The sequence below is a fragment of the Chryseobacterium sp. Marseille-Q3244 genome (genome assembly GCF_940807095.1).
In the GTDB taxonomy this organism is placed as follows: domain Bacteria; phylum Bacteroidota; class Bacteroidia; order Flavobacteriales; family Weeksellaceae; genus Chryseobacterium.
Window position 1 is genome coordinate 1 of record NZ_CALNWX010000025.1, and the last position, 24,634, is coordinate 24,634.

The window sequence follows — 24,634 nt, forward strand, 5'->3', positions numbered from 1 at the left end:
TAAAATAGTAAGATCAGTAATTGGATTTTTAAATTTCTTATATTTTTAACGGGAATGAATCCAAGTTTTTCCGGAATTTTTTTACTGGCTAAATTGTCTTCATCTACTGGATATACAATATATTTAAATGTAAAATTGTTTTCAAGAAATTCAATAAGTTTGGTTATGATTTCAGTTCCTAATCCTTTCCCTTGAGAACTTTTTTTTAGCCATAATCCAAGCTCAATGGATTCCTCTGTTATGTTATGAATACCGCAGCATCCAATAAAAGTTCCTTTTGTATCTAAAGCAACCATTACCAAGTCCGTATTTTGTGATAAAGTTCTTTTCGATTCATTAACAAAATTGATAATCTCTTTTCTGTCACCTTGTGGGTTGAAGGGCATATATTTAGTGACTTCTTTTGTAAAATGTTCTAGAATATCATCAATGTATGAATCATTAACGGGTTGTAAGGTTATACGTTCTGTCTTAATTGTAATATCCGGATTTAATATCATTATTTTTTTTAATCTTTTTTAGAAAATTAATAGAATAGATCATGTATTGGATACAAAAACTATTAAAAACTATATTTATCATTTTTTATTAACTTAAATTTATATTTTTTGTGAGATTTATAAAAGCCTATTTGTAAATTTGCCTGTTAAAATTTTAAAGAAGGTAGGATATGCATAAATTAGCGCTTTTCAGATTGCACTTAATAGTATTTTTATGGGGATTCACTGCAATTTTAGGAAAACTGATTCATGCGAATGCTCAGATTCTGGTATTTTACAGAATGCTGTTTGCAGCGATCTTTCTTTTTGCATTTATCAGAATATATAAAAAAGAAAGCATAAGGGTTTCAAAAAAAATTTTTTTTCAGCTGGCTGCAATAGGTTTTACCATGGCCCTTCATTGGTACTGTTTTTTTTATTCCATTAAAGTTTCCAATGTCTCCATTGCATTAAGTTGTTTATCATTATCCACACTCTTTGCCTCTATTTTGGAGCCTGTTATCTTTAAAAGGAAGATTGATATTTCAGAAGTGGTGATGGGAGTCGTGATTGTAGCCTGTATTTTATTGATCTTCAAGACAGAATTTCAATATAAAGAAGGAATTATATATGGTATTCTGTGTGCTGTCTTTGGGACTATATTTTCTGTTTTTAATGGGAAAATGTTTGGAAAAACGAGTTCCGGAAATATTATATTTTACGAAATATTCTGTGGTTGGTTCATTTTAATGGTAATTTATTTGTTTTCAGGACAAATTTTTCAGATGAATGAAATAAACTATCGTGATATAGCGTTAATATGCTTGTTAGCCAGTGTTTTCACTGCTTTTCCAATGCTGGAATCGGTGAAATTAATGAAGTATATATCGCCTTTTACTCTAATTTTAACAGTTAATTTGGAACCTGTTTACGGAATTATACTAGCTTTTTTTATCTTTGGGGAATCAGAACATATGAGTCCTATATTTTATATAGCTTCAGGAGTTATGATACTGGCAATCATTGCGAATGGATTAATAAAAGCCAGAAAAACTAAAAACTTTAACTAGCATCAATTTTAAATGATGAAAAAATATTTTTTACTTGCATTTTCACTGCTCTATGGGCTGTCTCAATCTCAGATCATCAGGAAATATTCCAATGAATTCTTAAATATCGGAGCGGGTGCCCGAGGACTGGCAATGGGAGGTGCTGTAATATCCAATCAGGACGATGTGTATTCTCCTATGTGGAACCCGGCAGGTTTGATGTCTATTGAAAAAGACTGGCAGGGAGCTGCAATGCATGCTGAATACTTTGAATCTATTGCAAAATATGATTATCTGGCTTATGCTAAAGTATTGGAGGAAGGAGTTTTTGGAGTTTCTGTAGTAAGGTTAGGAGTAGATAATATTTTGAATACCACTCAGATGATTGATGCAGAAGGGAATATTGATTATGATAAAATCACAAAATTCTCTCAATCTGATTATGCTGCTATACTTTCATATGCATTCCGTCCCGGAGGAAATCCTAATCTTGATGTTGGGGTGAACGCTAAAATTGTCTATAGAAATGTAGGTAAATTTGCAAATGGATATGGTTTTGGTTTTGATGTAGGGGCTATTTATAAAGGTGAAAACGGATGGAAATTCGGGGGAATGATAAGAGATATTACGACTACTGTTAACTTTTGGAGTATTAATCAGAAAGAATTATCAACAGTGGTGAACGGCGAAGAATTTAACCCGGCACCAAAAGATAAAATGGAACTTACGATGCCTAAGCTTAATGTAGGAGCGAGTAAATTATTTGAAATCAACAGTAGTGTTTATGTATTGCCGGAAGCAGGAATTAATGTAGATTTTGCGAAAACGGCTTCTTTGATCTCAACCGATTTTGCCAGTATCAGTCCCTATGCAGGAGCTGAATTAGGATATCAGAAAATGATTTTTGTGCGATTAGGGATCAATAGGTTCCAGTCTATTACAGATATAGAAGATTTAAAAAGAAAAGTTTCTTTCCAGCCAAGTGCGGGGATCGGGATCAGATATAGAGGACTTACGCTGGATTATGCGATTACGAATTCAGGAATTGGAGGTTCTAATTTCTATTCTAATTTCTTCTCACTTAAACTGGATATGGGAGCATTCAGAAACGATTAAAATGAATGATATGAAAAAGTTATCAATATTGATGTTGGCCATTTGCTCAACAGCCATTTTCGGGCAAAAAGTTTCAGATTATAAATATGTATCTATTCCGGAGAAATTTGATGATTTCAAGAAATCTAATTACGGTTTAGAAATTTTTTTAGCAAAAGTACTAAAAGCAAAGAATTATGTTATCTTGCCAATAAGTATAGATGAATGGCCTTCTGATGCCATAGGTAATTCTTGTAATATATTGATTTCTAATGTATTGAATAATTCTAATATGTTTACAAATAAGGTTGTTCTGCAATTTACAGATTGTAATAATAAGGTGATTCTTGAATCTAAAGGAAGCTCCAACATCAAGGAATTTGAAGAAGGTCTTGCAGATGCTCTGAAGGTAGCTTTAATAAAAGTAAGTACTTCTAATCCTGTTGCAATGTTACCTGCAAAAAATCAATCTTCAAATAGCATAAATATTAATAATACTACCCAAAGTTCTGTTCAGGAAACAGCTGTGGTTGCTCCTGCAGCGGGTAATTATTCTAACGGAAAAGTAGATGTACAGAAAATACAGATTGATGCTAATCAGTTTATTCTGGCGAAATCAGGAAGTTCTGTGCCGTTTGCTATCTTTAAAACAACTTCAAAAAAAGATGTATTCATAGTAAAGCTTGCAGATAATAATATGACCATTGGTTATTTTGAAAATGGAACTATTGTAATTGATATTCCACAGGCTGATGGAAGATATTCTAAAGAAACTTTCGTTGCAAAATAATCTACATAAATAGAATCCATAATAATTAATCCTTAGTTCAAAATATTTTTGAATTAAGGATTAACTTTATAAATTAAAATCGTGAAAAAAATTTATATTTCGATATTGGCAGTGATGTCAATATACTCAAGTGCACAAAATGTATTTAATACTCAATTACATGAGATTAACTTCGGATCTTCAAGTAGCCCAGCCCCGCTTATAAAATTGAATGACCGTATTCTTTTTCCTGCTTCAAAATCTGATGGAACAGCGTTGTGGAGTTTTAATCCAATAACACAAAAATCATCGTTAATAAAAGATATTTTTCCGGGCTCTAGTATGAGCATGTCTGGTAATCCTGCTTTTATGAAACTCAATAATAAGATATACTTTATTACTCAGAATAATAATGACAACAAACAGCTCTGGGTAACAGATGGAACAACGGCAGGGACTTCCAAATTAACAGATCTTAATTTTTATTATTCAATTGAAGTTACCGCAGCCACAGGAAATAATATCTTTTTCTATCACAATAAAGAACTTTGGGGCTATAATATAGTAACAGGTATTCTGCAGCAGCTAAAAACATTTGAATATACTTCCGGAAATATTAAAATGTATACCATGAATGATACCGTGTTTTTTGCGGCTAATGATGGTGTGCATGGAACAGAGATATGGAAATCAGATGGTACGGCAGCAGGAACATCATTATTAAAAGATATTGTCACCGGTCCATCATACGGAAGTATTGATGGAGACTTTAAAGCATTAATTTTAAAGAATAAACTTTATTTTGTTGCTAATGTTGGAACAGGATATGAATTATACTCAACAGATGGAACTGAAGCAGGTACAGTATCTGTAAAACCTGTAGGGTTTTATCAGCTGGAGGGTGCAGCAACTGATGACTATTTTGTTTTTACAGGATCTGATACTGTAAACGGTTTAGAACCGTGGATTTCTGATGGAACAGCTGCCGGAACACATTTACTCAAGAATCTGATGCCCGGAGCTACAAGTTCTATGACCATGATGAAATTTGTAAAATTTAATAATAAAATATTCTTTCAAAATGGTGCCAACGGGGTAAGTTTGGGATATGGTAATTATATTTGGGAAACAGATGGTACAGAAGCCGGAACTGTTCGCTATAATACCAATAATGATGCTTTGATATATGGAACGAGTTCAGATAATAACCACCTGATTCTTACAATGCCTAATTATTATAACAGATTCTGGGTTGTTAATGGAAATTCATCTCAGAATTTTGAGATCACAGGACTTGATATGTCATCCAATAATAGTTTTATAGACCTGAATTCTAAAATTTATCTTAGCGGAAGTACTCCGAAATATGGAACAGAGCTATTTTCATTAGATCCGGTTACCCATGAGATTGCAATAGCTTCTGATATCAATAAGTCTGATAGTTCTTCCCCTCATGCATTTTATGGACTGAATAATGACCTGATTTTCATCGCAACAGACAGACAATATAAAAGCCAGATTTATAAAAGAAATAAAAGTACGCAGCAGATTGAGAGACTGTCCAATTATGGGAATGATTGGTCTGTTGGAATGAGCAGTGGCTTTAATGACAATTTTATTAAAGTTGGAAATTATCTGTATACACCTGAAGGGGCCTACAGAACAGATGGAACAGCAGCCAATACCATATCAATATCATCGCCGGATATCACCAGCAGGGTATTGTATACAAGTTTAAACGATAATACATTACTTTTTGCCGGATATAATAATTTGGTGGGTACTGAACTTTGGAAAATTGATAATACATCTAATACCGTTAGTCTAGTAAAAGATATTTCCACAGATAATATGGGAAGTCTTTATTCCGTAGATTCAAAAGCTGCAGTGTTGAATGGATTTGCCTATTTTGTGGCAAAAGAAAATGGAAAGCTGGGAATCTGGAAAACAGATGCTACTGAAGCAAATACTCAAAAGGCAATACAGTTTTCCTACCAGGACGGAACAGATGGTGATATCAAAGTCTTAAATACATTTAATGATAAGCTATTCTTTACAAAACAACAGGAAAATACTCCGACAAACTACAGCTCCGGACAGAATGAACTTTGGGTCTCAAACGGAGATCAGGCATCTGCTGTATTGCTGAAATCTTACGCAGCTCCTTATAGCTCTACCACTATTGCAAGAGAAACAATAGTGTTTAATGATAAGTTATTTTATGTGACCTCAGGTTATCCCTCGCCAGCTTTGTATTCTACAGATGGAACTGTTGCCGGGACGGAAAAGATTGTATCAGATCATTTTTCAGGGAATGTACAATTTAAAAAATGTGGAAATCAGTTATTTTTTACCAATAACAATAATACGCAACTGTGGAAAACAGATGGGACAGCTGGTGGTACTTCTAATTTATCCCAAAATATTTCTTCTGTGAAAGATATGACGTGTATTAATAACTATTTTTATTTCCTGAATGGTGATTCCCAAAAAGTATGGAAAAGTGATGGTACTTCCGTTTATCCTATGGATATTTTTGTAACCAACGATGATAATCAGCTTTTGGCTAATGAAAATATTCAGAAAATGGGAACAGATGGTGAAAAACTATTTCTGACCATTTCCACCAAAGAACATGGAAGTGAATTATATGAAATTACAGATCTAATGCCGGTTTATCTGGCAACCAATGAAACTACTAAAACAGAAAGTAAAAATAGAACTTTAGATCTTCAGATTTATCCTAATCCTGTTTCAGAATATTTTTCAGTAAGATTGAAAGAAAATGATAAAATAGAGACCCTGAAAATTTTCGATTCCTCCGGAAAGTTGGTAAAGGATATGATCTACAACCATACGAATATTAATGTAGCAGAACTTTCATCAGGAATATATTTCATTAAAGTCAAAACAAGTAAAGGAGATTACCTCGGTAAAATCATAAAAAAATAATCAATATAAAAGGCTCTTGAAAAAGAGCCTTTTTGTAATAGATATGTTGATGTGTTTTTTCTTTTTTTAGAGTAATAATTAGGAGTCTACCAGGTTATGGATTTGTATAAAAAAATTAGAAAAAGGGAAAATAGGGTAGAATGGCTAATGCATTATCATTTGCAGAATGAGTTTTTTTTCATGGTATTATTGTTTGATAATTGATAATACTAATTTATGAAAAAAACACATATAATAATATTATTTGTTTTATATTTTAAATATATTGAATTTTTATTAGCCTTAATATAGGTTTATGGTGTGTTTTTATAGTATTTGTCTCTTATTGAGAAAATGTATTTTGAATTGTAATTTTATAAAAAAAAGTTCCTTTATTTGTGAAAAATAAATTAATGGAGTAGGCGAGACGATCCGTTATTATTGAAAAACTCCCAAATCACTTTCGCTTTACTTTTACCTAAGATCTCTTCCAATGTTTCTTGGTTGGCTTCTTTAATTCTTTTTGCAGACTTAAGTTTAGACAGTAATAATTCTATGGTTTTTTCTCCCACACCAGGAATTTCTTCCAGTTCAGATTTTATAGTGGAATTTTTTCTTCTTGTTCTATGATGTTTTACCCCAAATCGGTGAGCTTCATCCCGTACTCTTTGTAAGATTTTTAAAGTCTCGGACTTTTTGTCGAGATATAATGGAATAGGATCTTCCGGAAAGAAAATCTCTTCAAGCCTTTTGGCAATTCCTACGATGGTAATTTTCCCATACAATCCTAATAGTCTAAGACTTTTGACAGCAGAAGATAATTGACCTTTTCCACCATCAATAAGAATCAATTGTGGTAAGCTTTCCCCTTCATCCAGCATTCTCTTATATCGACGGTAGATAACTTCCTCCATCGTTGCAAAGTCGTTAGGACCTTCTACTGTTTTAGGGTGAAAAATTCTGTAGTCTGCCTTGCTAGGTTTCCCGTCTTTAAAAACTACGCAGGCAGAAACCGGGTTGGTTCCCTGGATATTCGAGTTGTCAAATCCTTCAATATGGCGGGGCTCTACAGGCATTCTGAGAAGCTTTTGCATTTCAGCCATAATCCTGTTCGTATGTCTTTCCGGATCAACAATCTGAACTTGTTTTAATTTTTCCAGACGATATTCCTTTGCATTTTTTTCAGAAAGCTCTACGATTCTTTTTTTATCTCCAACTTTAGGAACAATAAGTTTTACATTTGGAATTTCTACAGATAAATGGAAAGGAAGCAGTACTTCTTTAGAATCAGATCCAAACTTCTGCCTGATCTCAATTAAAGCCTCTTCCATAATATCTTCATCAGTCTCTTCAAGAATTTTTTTAATTTCTGTAGTGAAACTCTGGATGATATTTCCGTTTCTTATTTTGAAGAAGTTAACATAAGCTGCAGTCTCATCACTGGTCATACCGAAAACATCCACATCATCAATATTTGGATTGACCACTGTGTTTTTAGCCTGATAATCCTCCAGAATATCCAGTCTTTCCTTAATAATCTGAGCTTCTTCAAACTGAAGATTGGAGGCGTGCTTCATCATTTGATTCACCAGATACTCCTTTGCTTTGCGGAAATCTCCTTTAATGATTCCACGGATGGCATCTATCTTTTCATCATATTCTTCTTTACTTTCAAGATCTTCACAAGGACCTTCACAGTTTTTAATATGATACTCCAGACAGACTTTATACTTTCCGTCTGCAATTTTAGCAGGCGAAAGATTCAGATTACAGGTTCTGAGTTTATAAATATGTTTGATGGTATCCAGCAAAATTTTTGCGGGACGTACTTTTGCATAAGGTCCATAATATTCCGAACCATCTTTAATGACATTTCTGGTGAGAAAAATTCTGGGAAAATCTTCATTTTTAATACAGATCCAAGGATAGGTTTTGTCATCTTTAAGCATGACATTATAAAACGGTTGATGTTCTTTAATCAGATTATTTTCCAACAAAAGAGCATCATACTCACTGTTTACAATGGTTGTTTCCAGACGTTGGATCTTGCCAACCATAATTTTGATCCTGTATCCTGAAAGATTTTTATTAAAGTAGGAGAGAACCCTTTTCTTTAAATTTTTAGCTTTTCCTACATACAATAATTGCTCGTTTTTATCATAATAACGATAAACACCAGGTTCGGAAGGTAAAGTTTTGAGCTGTAATTCTAAAGAAGGATTCATATAACAAAATTAAGGAAACTTTCCCTATTTAAAAAAAGAAAAACCTGCAGATGATTCTACAGGTTTTGATATTTTAATGATGTATTTTATCCGTGGTTCATATCAGTATATTGATACACTAAAAAGCTGAAATAATCCCATTCTACAGAATTTTTTGGATATTTTTTCATGAATTCAGCGTTATCTCCAAATAAAAAGTCATAATTGTCCTCAAAATCATCTTTGTGAAGCCACATTACCTTATTTCCTTTCTTTACATAATAAGATTTAATAACACCTCCTCCAAATGCAGGAGCACCAGCAAAACCAGTACTGATAGTTTCTGAAGCAAATGGATCATGGTAAACGGTTATAAGTTCATTAAATTCAGGATTGATGACCTGCATTAAAAAAGCTTTGGGTTCTTTCTTGTTTTTTAAAGAAACGATTTGGTTCTCATAGGGAATAGCATCGTCGGTTATAGATTTTCTGTATTTTTTAGTGCTGTAATTTCTCATATTTGAAATAAACTTTGCTGCTTTCATAGACTTTTCAGTGTCTGTTGCATACAAATACATTTCAGCAATATCAGCCGCCGCAAATTTCATAGGTTTTCTTGAATCAACATCTTCAATAGTAATAGAAAGAATCTGTCCTCTTTGCTTTTCCCATGATTTGCTATATCCTTGATGTTCCGTATTGTCCTTTAAGATAATGGTGGAAACTTTTTTGTCTGTTGCCGTATTGAAACCTTCGTTAAATAGATAACGATTCATTTCTTTTCTTTCTTCCTTGGAATATTTCACTTTTTGGGCAAAAGTGGCTGTGCCTGCAACACATAATGCAAGTAGTAGAGTTTTCAGTCTCATGTATTATAGTTTTTAATTTTCGCGGTAAAAATAACAAATTAATTCGCTTCTTTACATAAAAAGATAGAACAGTGAAATTTAGTTTCTTCAATTATTGTTAAATGCGTAATTTTAAGAAAATTTTTTAGAAATGATATACGGAGTAGATGTTTTTACTTTCCATGATGTTCTGGAAATATGTAAAAAACCTAATAAAGCCAAGCTGAATAAAGCAGCAAAAGACCAAATTTTAAAATCTCAGAAAAACGTACAGCAAATTGTTGAGTCCGACAGATGCGTATATGGTATCAATACAGGGTTCGGACCACTGTGCGATACTAAAATATCAGCTGATGAAACAGCTCAGTTACAGTATAACCTGATTATTTCCCATGCTGTAGGAGTAGGGAAACCTATTGAAAAAGAACTTTCTAAAATCATGATGATTGCTAAAGTTCATGCTTTGTCAAAAGGATTTTCCGGAGTTTCTCTTGATGTTATCGAGAGAATGATTCTTATGCTTGAAAAAGATATTATTCCGGTTGTTCCTGAACAGGGATCTGTAGGTGCTTCTGGAGATCTAGCTCCTTTAGCTCATCTGGTGTTGCCTTTATTAGGTCTTGGACAGGTTTGGGAAGGAGATACAATTTCTGATACCCTGGAAGTATTGGAAAAACATAATCTTGAACCATTGGCTCTTGGGCCAAAAGAAGGATTGGGACTAATCAATGGTACCCAGTTTATCTTAGCGCATTCCATCAAAGGACTTGAGAAGTTTGAATATCTGTTGGATCTTGCTGATATGACAGCTGCAATGAGTATTGAAGCATACAGAGGGTCTGAAAGTCCTTTCAAAAAAGAACTTCATGAGATCAGACCATTTGAAGGAAGTAAAAAAGTAGCTGCAAGAATGCTTAAGTTCCTGAAAGGTTCAGAAAATATGAAAGCTCATGAAGATTGTGAGAGAGTGCAGGATCCTTATTCCATGAGATGTGTGCCACAGGTTCACGGAGCGAGCAGAAATGCTTTTGAACATCTTAAAAGTATGGCAGAAACAGAATTGAATTCTGTAACAGATAACCCGATTGTTTTAAGTGCTGAAGAATCTATCTCCGGAGGAAACTTTCACGGGCAGCTGATGGCTTTACCATTAGATTATGCAACGCTTGCAGCGGCTGAATTAGGAAATATTTCGGATAGAAGAAGCTACTTATTATTGGAAGGAAAATATGGACTTCCAAGATTATTAACAGAAAGTTCAGGACTGAATTCAGGATTTATGATTCCTCAGTATACTTCTGCAGCGTTGGTAACAGAAAATAAAACATTGTGTTTCCCTGCATCTGCGGATTCTATTCCTACAAGTTTAGGACAGGAAGACCACGTTTCCATGGGAAGTATTTCTGGAAGAAAATTCAATCAGGTTCTTGGAAATCTGGTTAATATTCTATCTGTTGAATTAATGTTTGCTGCTCAGGGTCTAGAGTTCAGAAGACCATCAAAGTGTTCTAAGATCATTGAAGAAAACTTCACAATTCTTCGTTCCAAGGTTGCTAAACTTGAAGATGACAGACTGATCGGTCAGGATATGCTGGCCATTGCAGAGCTTATCAAAGAAAGAAAGTTTGTTGTAAACTAATCAAATAAAAATGAAAGGCTCCCAATGGGAGCTTTTTTGTTTCTAAAATCGATCAAATAAATATGACTATCCATAGAACAGATTCCAGCTCTTCAGATTTTCAAACCTTGGTAAAGTACCTTGATTCTACGCTTGCAGAACATAACGGAGCTGATGATGCATTTTTTGCCCAGTTTAATACAACTGATAAGATTAAAAATTGCATTGTGGTTTATATTGATGAAGTTCCGGCAGCATGTGGCGCTTTCAAAGAACTTTCCGAAGATACTGTGGAGATCAAAAGAATGTTTACCAACCCAGCGTTCAGAAAAAGAGGGTTAGGCTCTTCCATTGTAAAGGAATTAGAAAATTGGGCTAAGGATTTAGGGTATAAAAAAGCCGTTCTCGAAACTTCCAGGGAATTGACGAATGCCATTTCCGTTTATGAAAAAAGTGGATTCCTAAGAATTCCTAATTATGGACAATATATTGGTGTGGAGAGTAGTGTATGTTATGAAAAGCAATTGAGGTAAGAACACTTGAAATTCTGACCTGGTATTTACTCCTGATATTAATATTCATGTAATGCTAAATTTATTTTTTTTAAACTTTTAATTCTCATGAAAGTGTTATATTGTGGCTCCAACCAAAATTATAACATATGAAAAAAACTGTATTTTTCCTGGCATTATTTTTTGCCTTAAACTCCTGTACACAGGAGGAACTTCGCAATGAGAACCCGAATACTGAAATGTCTCAGAAAACTCCGTTAACGGAAAAACAGATTAATGAAAGGATCAACCAGGCTATAAAAAATGAAGGAACTTTCAATTGGAAGAATGAATCCGATCATTTTCTTTGGAGCGCTATTTTCCGTGGGAACAGAATGGTATCTATTGGATTTGGTTCATCCAAGGATGATTTTGACAGAAGTAAATCTCCGGATAATAAAAATATGGAGGACGAAATTTTAAATGCCATTGCAAAATCTGAAGGAAGAGGATCAGCAAGATTCCTTTTGAATTCCGACAAGTATCTTAACCAACTGGATGTAACCATCGAAAAAGAAGAAACGATAACGGCTCTTCGCCAGATGAAAAACATACGATATGTAGAGCCCGCAGACTATCATTATTTTGAAAATGAAGCCAAATATAATACCACTTCAAAATCTTCGGGCAGCGGTTCTTCAGGATGTGGTTTCTCCACTGCTACTTTAAGTGCTGTAGATTATACATCCACAACACCCACTGCAAAAATTCCATGGGCATTTACCAAACATAATATTCCTGACGCCTGGAACTACAGTACAGGAGCAGGAGTAACCATTGGGCTTATTGATACTGGAGTTTCTCCAGATCAGTCTTTACTAGGATCCAGTTTTAATAATGGAGCATCATCAGGAAGAACGATCACCAAATTTGGAGTTTATAATGCTGATGGTTCAGCAGATCAATGCGGGCACGGAACCAAAATGGCTTCTGTAATGGCGGCCCCGAGAAATAATGCGGGACTTCCCGTAGGAGTAGCCTACAATGCAAATCTTATTGCTTACCGTGCTGCCGAAAATGTAGTATTGGAAACTTCCAGTGAGCAAAATGGAGTGAAAACTGCGTTTACAGACTTAGGTAACAATACCAATGTAAAAATCATCTCTATGTCAATGGGACATATTTTTTCAGTAGGGAAAATTGAGGATGGAGTGAAATATGCTTATGCCAGAGGAAAACTGATTTTCTGTGCAGGAGGAACATCTACCAGCTTTACGAATTTTGTAGGGGTTATCTTCCCTGCTTCAATGCCGGAAACCCAGGCAATAACAGGAGTAAAAGAAGGAACTTCCAATCAGAAATGTAATGTTTGCCACTCCGGAAGTCAGATTGATTTTACCTTCCAGATGGAAAGAGCATCAGGAAATACAGTTCCGGTTTTAAGTTATTACAACGGACAAGCAGATTACGTAGGAGGATCTTCAGTGGCGACGGCGGCCACTGCCGGGATTGCAGCATTGGTTTGGGCTAAAAACCCATCATGGACCAGAGATCAGGTTCTTAATAAAATGAGGCAGTCGGCAACCTATTATCCAACTGTTAATTCGAGCTATGGCTATGGGAACATTAATGTTTTAAAGGCTGTACAATAATTTTTTTTAAAGGAAGCAGGGAAAGAGAATTCCTGCTTCTTTTTTATATTGCCCCTTAATCTCCCAACTGATAATCCAAAGGAAGCATTTTTTCAACTTTATTCCTCGAAAATTCTCCCTGGGTAACAAGCTGATCAGGTGTGGTAATATTTCCATCTTTTGAAACTTCAAAAGACTCTCCTTCCTCTGAATAGAGAAAAGTAGATAAGGTTCTATTGTATTTTCCTCTGATAAATTGATTTTTTTTAATGCTTTCATAAGGTGCCTTGGTATAATTAACCTGAAGAATATCTTTAAAACTAAAGAGAACCTGTCCGTTTGTTCTTTTCACATAGTCTGAATCAGGGATCAGTGTTTTGGTGATAGCAAGAGAATAAGGTTTTTGACTATTCTTTCTACGGGAAATATCTCTGATATCTTCAGGAATATTGATTGTCTCTGAAGATTTCGATATGGTCATGAAATCTTTTAAAACATTTAATTCTTTCTCAGTAGGGTAGTTTGAATTGGGGATTTTTACAACCTGATTGACAATGAATTCGTTTTCAGGAATTGTATTATGGTAAATACTTCTGAAAAAATGAAGTGAACTTCCGTCATAAGCATTCATCCGGTTGATTTTAACCTTATCTGTATTTTTAGTTTCCTTAAAGAAACTTGTTCCTGTATAATTGGTAATATTCGTATTAAAATCTGTTGAATAATTGATCAGATTGTATTCAATTTCATATCCCAGATTTTTATTTTCAATGAGTAAAGTCTTAGGTGCTTTTACTCTAAGCAGCTTCTTCTTTTTATCATAAGAAAATTTAAGTGTTTTTTGATTTTTGATTCTCACATTTTCTAGATCATCTCCAATAAAATTACGGAGAAAAGTATTGATATAATGAGTATAAGCTTCGGAAGTATAAGGGATCAATACTATTTCTTCAATAGCATTGGTTTTAGTTAAAACAACCTTTAGATTTTTGTTGACAACTGTTGAGATTTCTGTACTGAATGTTTCATAATCTTCTTTCTGAAAAATAATATTGCCACTGGTTTGTGTAGAAAGAGAAAGGCTAAAAGTTCCATCTTCTTTTGAAACCGTTCCTGTTTTTGTTCCATCAATATAGATGCTCACACTGCTTAATCGATGCTCCTTATCATCTACCACGGTACCTTTGATGACCTGGGTAAAAGAAAAGGAATAGGTGAATAAAAAAAATAGTAATATCGTTTTCATGGTTAACAATATTACTAAATTTTTAGTGATAAAAAAGATATGATTGAAAATTGCTTATCCAATTCTCACACTGGTCATACTTAAAGATCCACCAATCAGTTCGTCGTTAAATAAAGATAATTTTTCGGTTGTATCTTTCAAAGCTAGGGTGTAGATCAAAGGTAAATAATGGTCAGGAGTAGGAACTGCATATTGTAGAGAAGTTCCTTGTTTATGGTAATCAATAATATTCTGAAAATTACCATCCAAAAGCCAATTATTGGTTTTCTCCCTTGCTTCTATAGCCCAGTCCCAGCCAGCACCAACGGTATTGATATTTTTCCAATCGATCATACGTAGGTTATGAACAATATTTCCGCTTCCTATGATTAGGATTCCTTTCTCACGAAGCTTATTCAGCCTTTGGGCAAGGTCATAATGATATTGTGGCGGTTTTGTATAATCAATGCTTAATTGAATAACAGGAATATCTGCATCAGGATATAAATGTCTTATAACAGACCAGGCTCCATGATCCAGTCCCCAATTGTGATCTTCCTCTACTTCTACAGGAAGCAAAAGCTCAGCAGTTTCCCTGGCAAGTGCCGGACTTCCGTGAGCGGGATACTGTACTTCAAACAATTCTTTTGGGAAACCATAAAAATCATGGATTGTTTTAGGCATTTCCATAGCGGTGACAAAGGTTCCCGGCGTATACCAATGTGCAGAAATACATAGAATAGCATTCGGTTTTGGAATTTCACTCGCTATTTTGCGGAATCCTTGTACAAACTGGTTTTCTTCAATAGCATTCATCGGAGAGCCGTGTCCAAGGAATAAAACCGGCATTCTTTGTGTGTTGTTGAAACTGTCACTTATATTTTGAAGATCGTTGAGGTTCATAAGTATTGAATATTGATAAAAAAATAAAAGGTTCAAGGCTTTTTAATAAAAATCCCTGAACCTTTTAAAAAGTATGTTACAAATTATGCTTGTTTTACAAACTGTAATTCGCCAGCGATTTTTACATCATCACTTACCATTACCCCTCCTGCTTCAAGCGCTGCATTCCAATTCAATCCAAAATCTTTTCTGCTGATTTTTCCTTCAAAAGAGAAACCTGCTTTTGTATTTCCCCATGGATCAACATTGATTCCACCGAAGTCTACATCTAATGTTACAGGCTTTGTAATTCCGTTGATCGTAAGGTTTCCAACTACTTCGTTGTTCAGTTTCTGAGATTCAAAAGTGATGGTTGGGTGAGCTTCAGCACTGAAGAATTCAGCAGACTTTAAGTGATTGTCTCTGTCTGTATTATTAGTGAATACAGAATCAGTCTGAATGGTAGCTGTAGTTTTTGCGTTTGCAAAGAATTCGTCTTCAGATTCAATTTCAGCAGTGAACGTTCTGAAGCTTCCTTTTACGTTAGAAATCATCATGTGTTTTACTTTGAAAGTAATTTCACTATGCGTAGGGTCTAAGATCCATTTTGTTGCCATTGTATTTTGTATTTTTTGTTGTTGTTAATGATGCAAATTTAGGATAGAGAGTATATACAAGTCATTGATATAGGATAAGAAATGAAATTACTTCATTACAAACCATTTTTTTTATTCAGACCCCGTTTTACCTTATCCAAGGAACCTCATAAAATTCCATTATTAAGGTAAGAAATAATTTTCATCAATTCATTAATTCCATTTTATGAATGTTTTATTTTAACGTTTCTTAACGGATGATTTTTATTTCTTATTTTTGATGGATTCAATTTTATACAATGAAATTACATAAATTTTCTTTATTGATGCTTGTTTTGGGGAGCTCAGCGTTTGCCCAGACACAGAAATTTACAATGGCGGAGGCTGTGAATGGAATGCGTACCAACCTTGCAGTGAAAAATATTTCGCAATTTTCATGGTCTGCGGACGGAAAATCTTATATCCAGTCAGTAAAAGGCGGATATCTGGCTACGGATTTAAAAACAAACAAACAGGATACCTTAATATCTCTGACGCAGTTGAACAAACCGTTTGCAAATAATAAGCTGAAATCTGTTCCACCTATTAAGTTTACAGGAACATCCAATGGATATTTCAATACTAATGGTGAGATGTTCTGGATTGAAAAATCTGGCAATGATTGGAAAATAAAGAACTCAACAAAGATTGATCTTGATGCAGCCAATGTGAAAATGTTTGGTGACGGACAAACTTTTGCCTTTACTGCAAAAAACAATTTATTTGTTAATAAAAATGGGAAGACCATAGCGGTAACCAATGAGGTTAATGAAAATATAATCAGTGGTCAGTCTGTTCATAGAAATGAATTCGGAATTGATACCGGAATTTTCCCTGCACCGAATTCTGAAAGTGTAGCGTTCTACAAAATGGACCAGTCAATGGTAGCAGATTATCCGATCATCGACTGGTCAGTAACGCCAGCCGTTAATCATAACATTAAATATCCAATGGCTGGCCAAACATCGCATCAGGTAACATTAGGTGTTTTCAATATCAAAACACAAGCTACAACTTTCCTTAAGATTGATGGTGAGAAAGATCAGTATCTAACAGCGGTTACATGGAGCCCGGACTCAAAATATATTTTTGTAGCGGTACTGAACAGAGGACAGAATCACATGAAGATGAACCAATATGATGCCGCTACCGGAACTTTGGTAAAGACTTTATTTGAAGAATCAGACAGCAAATATGTTGAACCACAACATCCACTTACTTTCTTCCCGAATTCAAATACAGATTTTATCTGGCAGAGTCAGAGAACGGGATACAATCACTTATTTCATTACAGTTTAGAAAAAGGATTGGTGGCTCAGATCACAAAAGGAGACTGGTTGGTAACCGATATTTTAGGATTTAATGAAAAGAAAAAAGAAATTTTCTTTACTTCTACTAAGGAAACACCTTTAGAAAGACATTTATATAAGATCAACTGGACAAATTTCAAAATGCAAAGATTGGATGCAGATGCAGGAATGCACTTCGGAATTCTGAGCAATGACGGAAACTATCTTTATGATGCTTACAGTAATGCCAATACTCCACGATTAGGAAACATTATCAATACATCCAGTTTAAAATCTACCAATATCCTTACTTCTGAAAATACATTAAAGAATTATCAGAGACCGGAAATTAAAAATGTAGAATTAAAGGCTGATGATGGAACTCCTTTATATGGAAAGATCATCTTACCAACGAATTTCGATCCCAATAAAAAATATCCAACAATTGTTTACTTATACAATGGGCCACACTTACAATTGATTACAAACAGTTTTCCGGCTTCCGGAAATCTTTGGTATGAATACATGGCTCAGAACGGATATATCATCTTCACTATGGATGGAAGAGGTTCTTCCAACCGAGGAATGAAGTTCGAGCAGGCTGTATTCAGAAATCTGGGGACGACAGAGATGAATGACCAAATGAAAGGAGTAGATTATCTGAAATCTCTTCCTTATGTAGATGGTGACAAAATGGGTATTCACGGATGGAGCTTCGGAGGATTCATGACAACAAGTTTCATGCTTCGTAAACCGGACGTTTTCAAAGTAGGAGTAGCTGGAGGACCGGTAATCGACTGGAATATGTATGAAATCATGTATGGGGAAAGATATATGGATACGCCGCAAGAAAATCCACAAGGATATGCAACAGCTAATCTTTTGGATAAAGTTCAGAACCTGAAAGGAAAACTATTGATGATCCACGGGGCACAGGATGACGTAGTAGTATGGCAGCATTCCATTAAGTTTATCAAATCAGCTGTTGACAATGGAGTTCAATTGGATTACTTTACTTATCCGGGACATCCACATAATGTGATCGGAAAAGATAGAGTTCACCTGATGCAGAAAATCACAGATTACTTTGATTTATATCTGAAAAAATAAAATTAAAATCCAGCCATTGTGGTTGGATTTTTTTGTTGTTTTTTGTTGGGAAACTCAAGGACGCAAAGAACATTTAATAGAATACTTCTTTAACGCGCAAGGATTTAAAATTTTGAACCCCATAGGCACATAGAATATAGGCTCTAATATACGATCAATATTATAAGAAATTCGTGCATTCGTGGCAAAAAAATCAGTGTAACTCTTGCCGGAAATCTTATATTTTCTTGGAGACTATTTCTGCTGCATTGAACATCCTTTATATTATTCGTAAAACTCTTTGATAATATAGTTTCCGTTGTTCAGTTTATTTAATTCTTTCAACAGATAATAACGGTGCAGGAATCCGGTTAAAACAACTATTTTTTTGTGAGGATATCTTATCGAAACAGTATAGATATTCTGAGCCATCGTTTGGTTTCTTAGATCCCAAAAACCTGACATTAATTTAAACCCGCTTTTGTAGCTGATTTTTTCTCCATCAGGTTTGGTTACAAATCTTTCGGAAAACTCTTTCCTATTTTCTGTTATTTTTGATAAACCGGAGTATTGAGCATTTTGTCTTTTTTCTGAAATCTTATCTGTTGTTGTATTGTTGAAATTTTCGGGAGACAATTCAGCCTTTTTCATGAGTTCTTTAGTTGTATTCAGGAAAATTTCATATTCCTCAGCTTCAGATGGTGACAATTTTTTAGCTTTATACAGACTGTCAATTAATTTTACAGACAAATTATCTGTTGGAACCATCCCTTTATCCTTTCTGTATTGATTCCTGTTTTCAAAATCAAAAGGAAGTCTCAGTGTATTGGGAAACTTTTTAAGATAGCGATTGCTTGCGATAATTTCGTTTCCCTTGGGATCTTTATCAGTCTCATATTCTTTCATTCCCTGGCTGTCAACCTCGTGAAGAATAATATCAGGTTTTATTTTGTTCAGGATATCAAACAATATTGTTGGATGATAATTTGGAACACTGTCATGTATATTTCCAATCACATAAATTTCCGTTTTGTTTTGTGAAAAGTAAAAAGTAGTCATTAGAAAGAAGAAAAATACCAGTGAGTGTCTCATTTTCATAAAGTTATTATTCTCAAATATAAATAAGTTTAGATACATGACAAAAAGAAGCCGTCATTTAGACAACCTGTGCCAAATTCCGATCTTATCAAACATCAATGCATCTGATACTTTATAGCTGTATTTTTGTATAACTAAAATCAACAATATGGAATTAGGAATAGGAATGTTCGGAGATTTAGCTTTCGATCAGTCAACAGGGAAATATAGAGATGCAGGAACCAAACTTCATGAAATTCTGGAGCAGGTAAAATTCATGGATGAAGTAGGAATAGATGTCTTTGCGATGGGAGAGCATCATCGTCCGGATTATGCTGTTTCTTCGCCGGAAATAGTATTGGCAGCAGCGGCAAGCATTACCAAAAATATAAAACTAGCAAGTGGAGTAACTGTTTTGAGTTCATCAGAACCGGTAAAAGTGTATGAAGACTTTTCTACATTGGATTTAATTTCAAACGGAAGAGCAGAAATATTCGTTGGACGAGGGAGCTTTATTGAGTCATTTCCTTTATATGGTTATTCGTTGAATGACTATGAAGAGCTTTTCGATGAAAAACTGGATTTATTATTAAAGATCAATGCTGAGGAAAACGTAACATGGTCAGGGAAACTTCGTGCTCCAATGAATAATCAGACCGTATATCCAAGAGCAAAAAATGAGGGCAAAATATCGATCTGGAGAGCTGTAGGAGGAACACCACAATCTGTTTTAAGTGCTGCTCAATTGGGAATGCCATTAGTGGTTGCTATTATTGGCGGAATGCCGATCCAGTTTAAAAATCTGATTGAATTCTACAAACAGGAATATCAAAAAGCAGGACATGATATGTCTAAAATGCAGATTGCAATTCATTCACATACTTTTGTAAGTGACAACCAGAATGTGGTAGATGGATATTTCCACAATTACAAATCTCAAATGGATAGGATAGGCTCTTCCAGAGGCTGGGCACCTTATACCAAAATGCAGTATGATGGTGGAAGAAGTAAAGACGGGGCATTATTCATCGGAAGCCCGGCTGAGGTAGCAGATAAAATTGCTTACATGAAAGAAATCTTTGGAATTACAAGATTTATTGGTCATATGGATATTGGTGATCCGGCTCATGATGTCATGATTAAATCCATAGAATTATTCGGGAAAGAAGTAAAACCTGTTATTCAAAATCTATAAAAATAAACCGCTGTTGAATTCAATGGCGGTTTTTTAATTACAGGATTTATTTAAAATTCTATTTTCTCATAATAAACAATAGACACTTGAGGGTGGAAAGGAAACATAAATATTTCGAAACCGTTTTCTTTCTCTGTTTCTTTACTGAGCAGATATTTTTGATCAATAATATCAATCAGGAAAAGTTCTGGACTTATAAAAGTAAGACCTATTTTGTGTTTTGAGGCATCTTCGGTATGGGAAGAAACTAAATCAAGCTTAAAGGTTTCAAAGGGGAAAAATGTATTTCCCAGAACATCGGGAAGGCTTTTAATAATCCCGCCCAGTTGGGACACATAATTGCTGGCGGCACCGCTTAATAAAAAAGGAATTTGCTTTGCTGCCGGATTTTTCTGTAAGAGTTCCCAATAATTTTTTACAGGATTCTCTGGATGGTCGTAAGCCTGATGCTGTATTTTATATTCAAAATAAGTATCCTCAAAGACATAACGGTCCCAGGTCATTTCTGAAGACTGATCAATGATTATTCTGAAGGCTAGTTTTATTTTTTTCATCCTATATATTTTTTAAATTTCTATAAAAAGTATCAGCGCATCTTCGCTGAGTGCCTCAAATTCGAGTTCGTGAATGCCCCAAAGTACGATGGCATCCCGGTTTTCCATCAACCTGTTTTGAAATTCAAAGGCACCGCTAATAACCATTCCAAAAATTGAATTTTCTGAATGCTGTAAGGCATAGAAACCTTCAGCACGGCCATTGTATAAGCCTATGAAATTAGGTTGAGATAAAGTTTCTGAAATTCTGAAGATATTATTTTTTAAACCGAAATTCAATTCGTTTTTTGAATGATATTGAAGCTCTTCCTGTTTTTCAAATTCAAAAATCAGGAAATCTGCTTTGTCATGATAGATCAGATTTTTAATCACAACATCTTTGCCAGCCAAACAATGGATGGTGAGAGATTCTCCTGCTGAAATGCTTTCATAAAAATCAGAAATAATGACTTCTCCGTACAGTGGAAGGATAAGAAGTGTTTTTTCTGTTTGAATAGGGAGACGGATCTCTCCCTGTATATCCAGAATGACTTCCTTTACACTCAATAGGGTATTGGTATTCTCTGTGTTTTTCAGGATTTCAGCTACGGTGTAGAGATGTTCTGCATTCCATGTTCTGAAATCATTTTTGAGAATGGTGGATGGGGTCTGAACTAGCATATTCTAAGGTTTAATATTTCCACGAAGCACAGATCAGTACATTGCTTTTGAGTGTAACAGGTCGAATATTTACGATGTCTGACTAACCTGCGCTTTTGCGGAAAAAGGGTACAAATTAATTGATCTACATATTATGCAGAAACTTTTATGGTATGAGTAAGAGCAAAACCACTGCTTACACTTCCGGTAATACTAGACATTTCATTGGAAGTCCCATCGCTGAAAACGTTATCAGTAGCATTGTAGGTATATCCGTTCATTCCTTTGTAACCGATACTTGCGGCCACCTGAACTACTGCGCTATCACTTGCCTCCGGAAAAGCGATCTGAGTAACCAGTAATGATTTTCCTGAAGAATTGTAGATGTGTACATGAATATGCGTTGCTCTTCCGTTATACCAGCCCGGAAAAATAGAGGTGAAATTGACTTTCCCATTGGAATCTGTAGTTTGTCTTCCTCTTAAAAAATGAACGGTAGTATAATCAGTAGGCTGCATCCCGGATCCTCCATATTCTGAGTAATTGCCATCTTTATCACAATGCCAGATATCTACAATGGCTCCTTGTAAAGCGCTACAGTTTGTACTGACATTCTGAACCGTGATGGCAATGGTAAAAGGAACACCTGTTCTGTCACTTACAATATTGCTTTGTACCAGTGTTGAGGGTGATTTTGTGGGAAAAGGACCTTCTGTTTCGGTGTTGGTTACAGAACACCCTGTGGAAGATGATCCTGTACCGGATCCCGAAGAGGATTCTGTTATGCTATCATCATCATTTCCGCAATGGATTAAAAGAGGAGCTGCAATGGCTGTTACTCCTGCCAGGCCTAGACTTTTCAGGAAGCCTTTTCTATTCATTGTTTTCATAATACAGGTTTTTTTAAGATGAGTGTTTTTTAAAGACTGTCGGTATTTCCGGTTGATCTTTTTGATTTTCTTATCTCAAAAGTATTTTCAAAAAATAAGGCAGGGAAATTTATGAGGTAAACGGATAAAATGTGTCGGTTAATGAGTTTTTTTAAGAATTGTTAAGAATATTTCTAAGGAATTTCTTCTTTCATGCTAGGATAAAAACTCTAGCCCCGATTGCAGTGGAAATCCTTTTTTGAAAAAAAAGATTGCAACGGAAAGCGGGAAATAACTTTCGATTATTTATTCACAATTTTCATGACTGCATCTTTGTAGGTGTCTCCAATGGGAATGATGAAATCTTCAATATGAATATTACGGTTAACGATGGTTTTAATGTGGAGAACCGGAACGATATAGGAGCGATGAACCCTCAAAAAATCTTTTTCAGGAAGTTTTTCCAGGATATTTTTCATAGAAGACCGGGCAGTAATGATGGAATGATCAGTCAAATGGATTTTGATGTAGTCATCCAGACCTTCAATGAGAAGAATATCTTCGAAGTTTATTTTGTGGAGTTTGTAATCTGCGCGAATGGAAAGATATTTTGCTTCATCTTTTCCGGTGGTGATTTTTACTTTTTCAACGGCAGCTTTGAATCTTTCGAAGGAAAATGGTTTCAACAGATAATCTACAGCATTGATATTGAAAGCGTCCACAGCATATTCGGAATAGGCTGTTGTAAAGATGACTTTGGTATGTTGTGAAATACTTTTATAAAAGTCCATTCCGTTTTTGGAAGGCATTTCTATATCTAAAAAGATGAGATCAACAGGAAATTTGTTGAGGTATTTTTGGGCATCGCTTTGGGTATTGAAAATTTTTTCTAAGGAAAGGTTTTCAATGTTTCCGGCATAATTTTCAATAATTTTAAGGGCGAGGATTTCGTCGTCAAGAGCGATGGCTTTTATCATACTTGGCTTACATTAATTTGTAAATTGACTTCAAACGTTTTTCCATTGTTATGGCTGATTAACGAGTGTTTTCCCGGATAAATCTGTTGAAGGTATTCTATGGTATTTTTTAGTCCGATTTTTAAACTCTCTTCATCTGTTATATTTCTGTTGACAATATTATTAAAAACGCTGTAATATAAAATAGTTCCTTCTATGATTATTTTCACGGAGATTTTTGAATCTTCTTCGGCATTAAAACCATATTTGAAAGCATTTTCAATAAAATTTACCAGAATAAAAGGCGCAATGTACAGGTCTTTTGTTTCTCCGTTTTCTGTGTAGGAAAAGTCTAAACTGTTATCTGTTCTTACAAGCTGAAGGGCAATATAATCCTTTATGTATTCAATTTCCCGGCTAAGAGGGACAAAATCTTTACTGCTTTCCCGAACTACATAGCGCATCACATTTGAAAGCTTTAGAATACTGTTGGGAGCGGCATCAGATTTAAGCAGGGTAAGTGAATAAATAGAGTTTAAAATATTAAATAAAAAATGGGGTTGCAGCTGATATTTTAGACTTAGCAGTTCTGCCTTTGCCTTGGAACGTTCCAGTTCTTTTTTCTCAATATTTTTAAAAATAAAAAGGGAAGATAAAAATGAAAATAGAAAAGGAAGAAGTGATGAAAAGATCATCTGACTATATGGAGCGTTAGCTCTATGCTGAAAATTTTCCTGTGAAAATCTTTCGCTCATGGGTGGCGGAGGTATGTTTCCGTTGGGGTTTGCAGGAGGTGGCATCTGCATAGGAAAATGCTGAGAAGGAATTCTGTTTTCTGCGGTAAGATAGTTGGGGATAAAAACCATAGCTCCAAAACATATCAAAAGACAGAGGATGAATATAATGTACTTTTTTTGACTGTAAAACTTAGGTAGAAATACATTAAGGTTAATATAAAAAAAAATGACCACCAGTACGAAACGAATAAACTCTCTCTGAAACGGGGAAACCTTAAAGACCGACAAGGTTCCATCAAAATCAGGGGACGAAACAATGGGTATCGTTAAGAGCAGGAGAATAAGAATAATATGTTGTCCAATTTTTTTCAC

At 34.8% G+C, this 24,634-nt stretch carries 21 protein-coding genes; 9 read left to right on the forward strand and 12 right to left on the reverse strand.

The features are described from left to right. Positions 1 to 500, reverse strand: a 500-nt coding sequence (locus NBX25_RS23635) for a GNAT family N-acetyltransferase (RefSeq protein WP_250255710.1), incomplete at its 3' end; no start/stop codon positions are given. A gap of 170 nt (positions 501 to 670) precedes the next feature. Here NBX25_RS23635 and NBX25_RS23640 point away from each other — a divergent pair. The 4 genes from NBX25_RS23640 (at position 671) to NBX25_RS23655 (ending at position 6,344) form a co-directional block, all read left to right on the forward strand. Beyond that, positions 671 to 1,549 carry a DMT family transporter gene (locus NBX25_RS23640; RefSeq protein WP_123909011.1) on the forward strand — a complete coding sequence of 293 codons (879 nt, stop codon included), beginning with the start codon at positions 671 to 673 and terminating at the stop codon, positions 1,547 to 1,549. Positions 1,550 to 1,561: 12 nt separating this feature from the next. Continuing rightward, entirely contained in the window at positions 1,562 to 2,644 is a 1,083-nt protein-coding gene (locus NBX25_RS23645; protein WP_123858982.1) for a putative type IX sorting system protein PorV2, read from the forward strand. Between the two features lie 10 nt (positions 2,645 to 2,654). Beyond that, complete coding sequence (locus NBX25_RS23650; RefSeq protein ID WP_250255711.1) at positions 2,655 to 3,413, forward strand: hypothetical protein; 759 nt, start codon at positions 2,655 to 2,657, stop codon at positions 3,411 to 3,413. Positions 3,414 to 3,494: 81 nt separating this feature from the next. Continuing rightward, a complete protein-coding gene (locus NBX25_RS23655) occupies positions 3,495 to 6,344 on the forward strand; it encodes a T9SS type A sorting domain-containing protein (protein ID WP_250255712.1) in 2,850 nt (949 codons plus the stop codon). Positions 6,345 to 6,733: 389 nt separating this feature from the next. Here NBX25_RS23655 and uvrC read toward each other — a convergent pair whose 3' ends face one another. Together uvrC and NBX25_RS23665 are read right to left on the reverse strand one after the other, a co-directional pair. Continuing rightward, positions 6,734 to 8,548, reverse strand: a complete 1,815-nt coding sequence (uvrC, locus tag NBX25_RS23660) for an excinuclease ABC subunit UvrC (RefSeq protein ID WP_250255713.1) — start codon at positions 8,546 to 8,548, stop codon at positions 6,734 to 6,736. 86 nt (positions 8,549 to 8,634) lie between these two features. After that, positions 8,635 to 9,396 carry a hypothetical protein gene (locus NBX25_RS23665; protein ID WP_123858986.1) on the reverse strand — a complete coding sequence of 254 codons (762 nt, stop codon included), beginning with the start codon at positions 9,394 to 9,396 and terminating at the stop codon, positions 8,635 to 8,637. 130 nt (positions 9,397 to 9,526) lie between these two features. Here NBX25_RS23665 and hutH point away from each other — a divergent pair, with 130 nt between their 5' ends. The 3 genes from hutH to NBX25_RS23680 all read left to right on the forward strand — a co-directional run bounded on the left by hutH (position 9,527) and on the right by NBX25_RS23680 (position 13,136). After that, positions 9,527 to 11,014: a histidine ammonia-lyase gene (gene hutH / locus NBX25_RS23670; RefSeq protein WP_123909007.1), complete on the forward strand. Its 1,488-nt coding sequence runs from the start codon at positions 9,527 to 9,529 to the stop codon at positions 11,012 to 11,014. A 62-nt stretch (positions 11,015 to 11,076) separates the two neighbouring features. Beyond that, positions 11,077 to 11,526 (forward strand): GNAT family N-acetyltransferase, encoded by a 450-nt coding sequence (locus tag NBX25_RS23675; protein WP_250255714.1) that lies wholly within the window; start codon positions 11,077 to 11,079, stop codon positions 11,524 to 11,526. Positions 11,527 to 11,654: 128 nt separating this feature from the next. Continuing rightward, positions 11,655 to 13,136 (forward strand): S8 family peptidase, encoded by a 1,482-nt coding sequence (locus NBX25_RS23680; protein ID WP_123909005.1) that lies wholly within the window; start codon positions 11,655 to 11,657, stop codon positions 13,134 to 13,136. A gap of 55 nt (positions 13,137 to 13,191) precedes the next feature. On the opposite strand, the gene NBX25_RS23685 is transcribed toward NBX25_RS23680, so the two are convergent. The 3 genes from NBX25_RS23685 to NBX25_RS23695 form a co-directional block, all read right to left on the reverse strand. Further along, positions 13,192 to 14,361, reverse strand: coding sequence for a carboxypeptidase-like regulatory domain-containing protein (locus NBX25_RS23685; protein WP_250255715.1), 1,170 nt, complete (start codon positions 14,359 to 14,361; stop codon positions 13,192 to 13,194). 54 nt (positions 14,362 to 14,415) lie between these two features. Further along, positions 14,416 to 15,243 carry a 4,5-DOPA-extradiol-dioxygenase gene (gene ygiD, locus NBX25_RS23690; RefSeq protein ID WP_123909003.1) on the reverse strand — a complete coding sequence of 276 codons (828 nt, stop codon included), beginning with the start codon at positions 15,241 to 15,243 and terminating at the stop codon, positions 14,416 to 14,418. Positions 15,244 to 15,326: 83 nt separating this feature from the next. After that, on the reverse strand, positions 15,327 to 15,839 hold the full coding sequence (locus NBX25_RS23695) for a YceI family protein (protein WP_123909002.1): 513 nt from the start codon (positions 15,837 to 15,839) through the stop codon (positions 15,327 to 15,329). A gap of 278 nt (positions 15,840 to 16,117) precedes the next feature. On the opposite strand from NBX25_RS23695, the gene NBX25_RS23700 reads away from it, so the two are divergent. After that, a complete protein-coding gene (locus tag NBX25_RS23700; protein ID WP_250255716.1) occupies positions 16,118 to 18,256 on the forward strand; it encodes a S9 family peptidase in 2,139 nt (712 codons plus the stop codon). Between the two features lie 264 nt (positions 18,257 to 18,520). Here NBX25_RS23700 and NBX25_RS23705 read toward each other — a convergent pair whose 3' ends face one another. Further along, a complete protein-coding gene (locus NBX25_RS23705) occupies positions 18,521 to 19,327 on the reverse strand; it encodes a hypothetical protein (RefSeq protein ID WP_250255717.1) in 807 nt (268 codons plus the stop codon). Between the two features lie 154 nt (positions 19,328 to 19,481). On the opposite strand from NBX25_RS23705, the gene NBX25_RS23710 reads away from it, so the two are divergent. After that, positions 19,482 to 20,507 (forward strand): LLM class flavin-dependent oxidoreductase, encoded by a 1,026-nt coding sequence (locus NBX25_RS23710; protein WP_250255718.1) that lies wholly within the window; start codon positions 19,482 to 19,484, stop codon positions 20,505 to 20,507. Between the two features lie 50 nt (positions 20,508 to 20,557). Here NBX25_RS23710 and NBX25_RS23715 read toward each other — a convergent pair whose 3' ends face one another. From NBX25_RS23715 to NBX25_RS23735, 5 genes are all read right to left on the reverse strand, one after another. Then, a complete protein-coding gene (locus NBX25_RS23715; protein ID WP_250255719.1) occupies positions 20,558 to 21,061 on the reverse strand; it encodes a hypothetical protein in 504 nt (167 codons plus the stop codon). Positions 21,062 to 21,073: 12 nt separating this feature from the next. Continuing rightward, positions 21,074 to 21,721: a pirin family protein gene (locus NBX25_RS23720; RefSeq protein WP_250255720.1), complete on the reverse strand. Its 648-nt coding sequence runs from the start codon at positions 21,719 to 21,721 to the stop codon at positions 21,074 to 21,076. Between the two features lie 131 nt (positions 21,722 to 21,852). Then, positions 21,853 to 22,590 (reverse strand): dioxygenase family protein, encoded by a 738-nt coding sequence (locus tag NBX25_RS23725; RefSeq protein ID WP_250255721.1) that lies wholly within the window; start codon positions 22,588 to 22,590, stop codon positions 21,853 to 21,855. A 281-nt stretch (positions 22,591 to 22,871) separates the two neighbouring features. Continuing rightward, positions 22,872 to 23,546: a LytR/AlgR family response regulator transcription factor gene (locus NBX25_RS23730; RefSeq protein ID WP_250255722.1), complete on the reverse strand. Its 675-nt coding sequence runs from the start codon at positions 23,544 to 23,546 to the stop codon at positions 22,872 to 22,874. Continuing rightward, complete coding sequence (locus NBX25_RS23735; RefSeq protein WP_250255723.1) at positions 23,543 to 24,634, reverse strand: sensor histidine kinase; 1,092 nt, start codon at positions 24,632 to 24,634, stop codon at positions 23,543 to 23,545. The genes NBX25_RS23730 and NBX25_RS23735 overlap by 4 nt, the downstream gene beginning before the upstream one ends.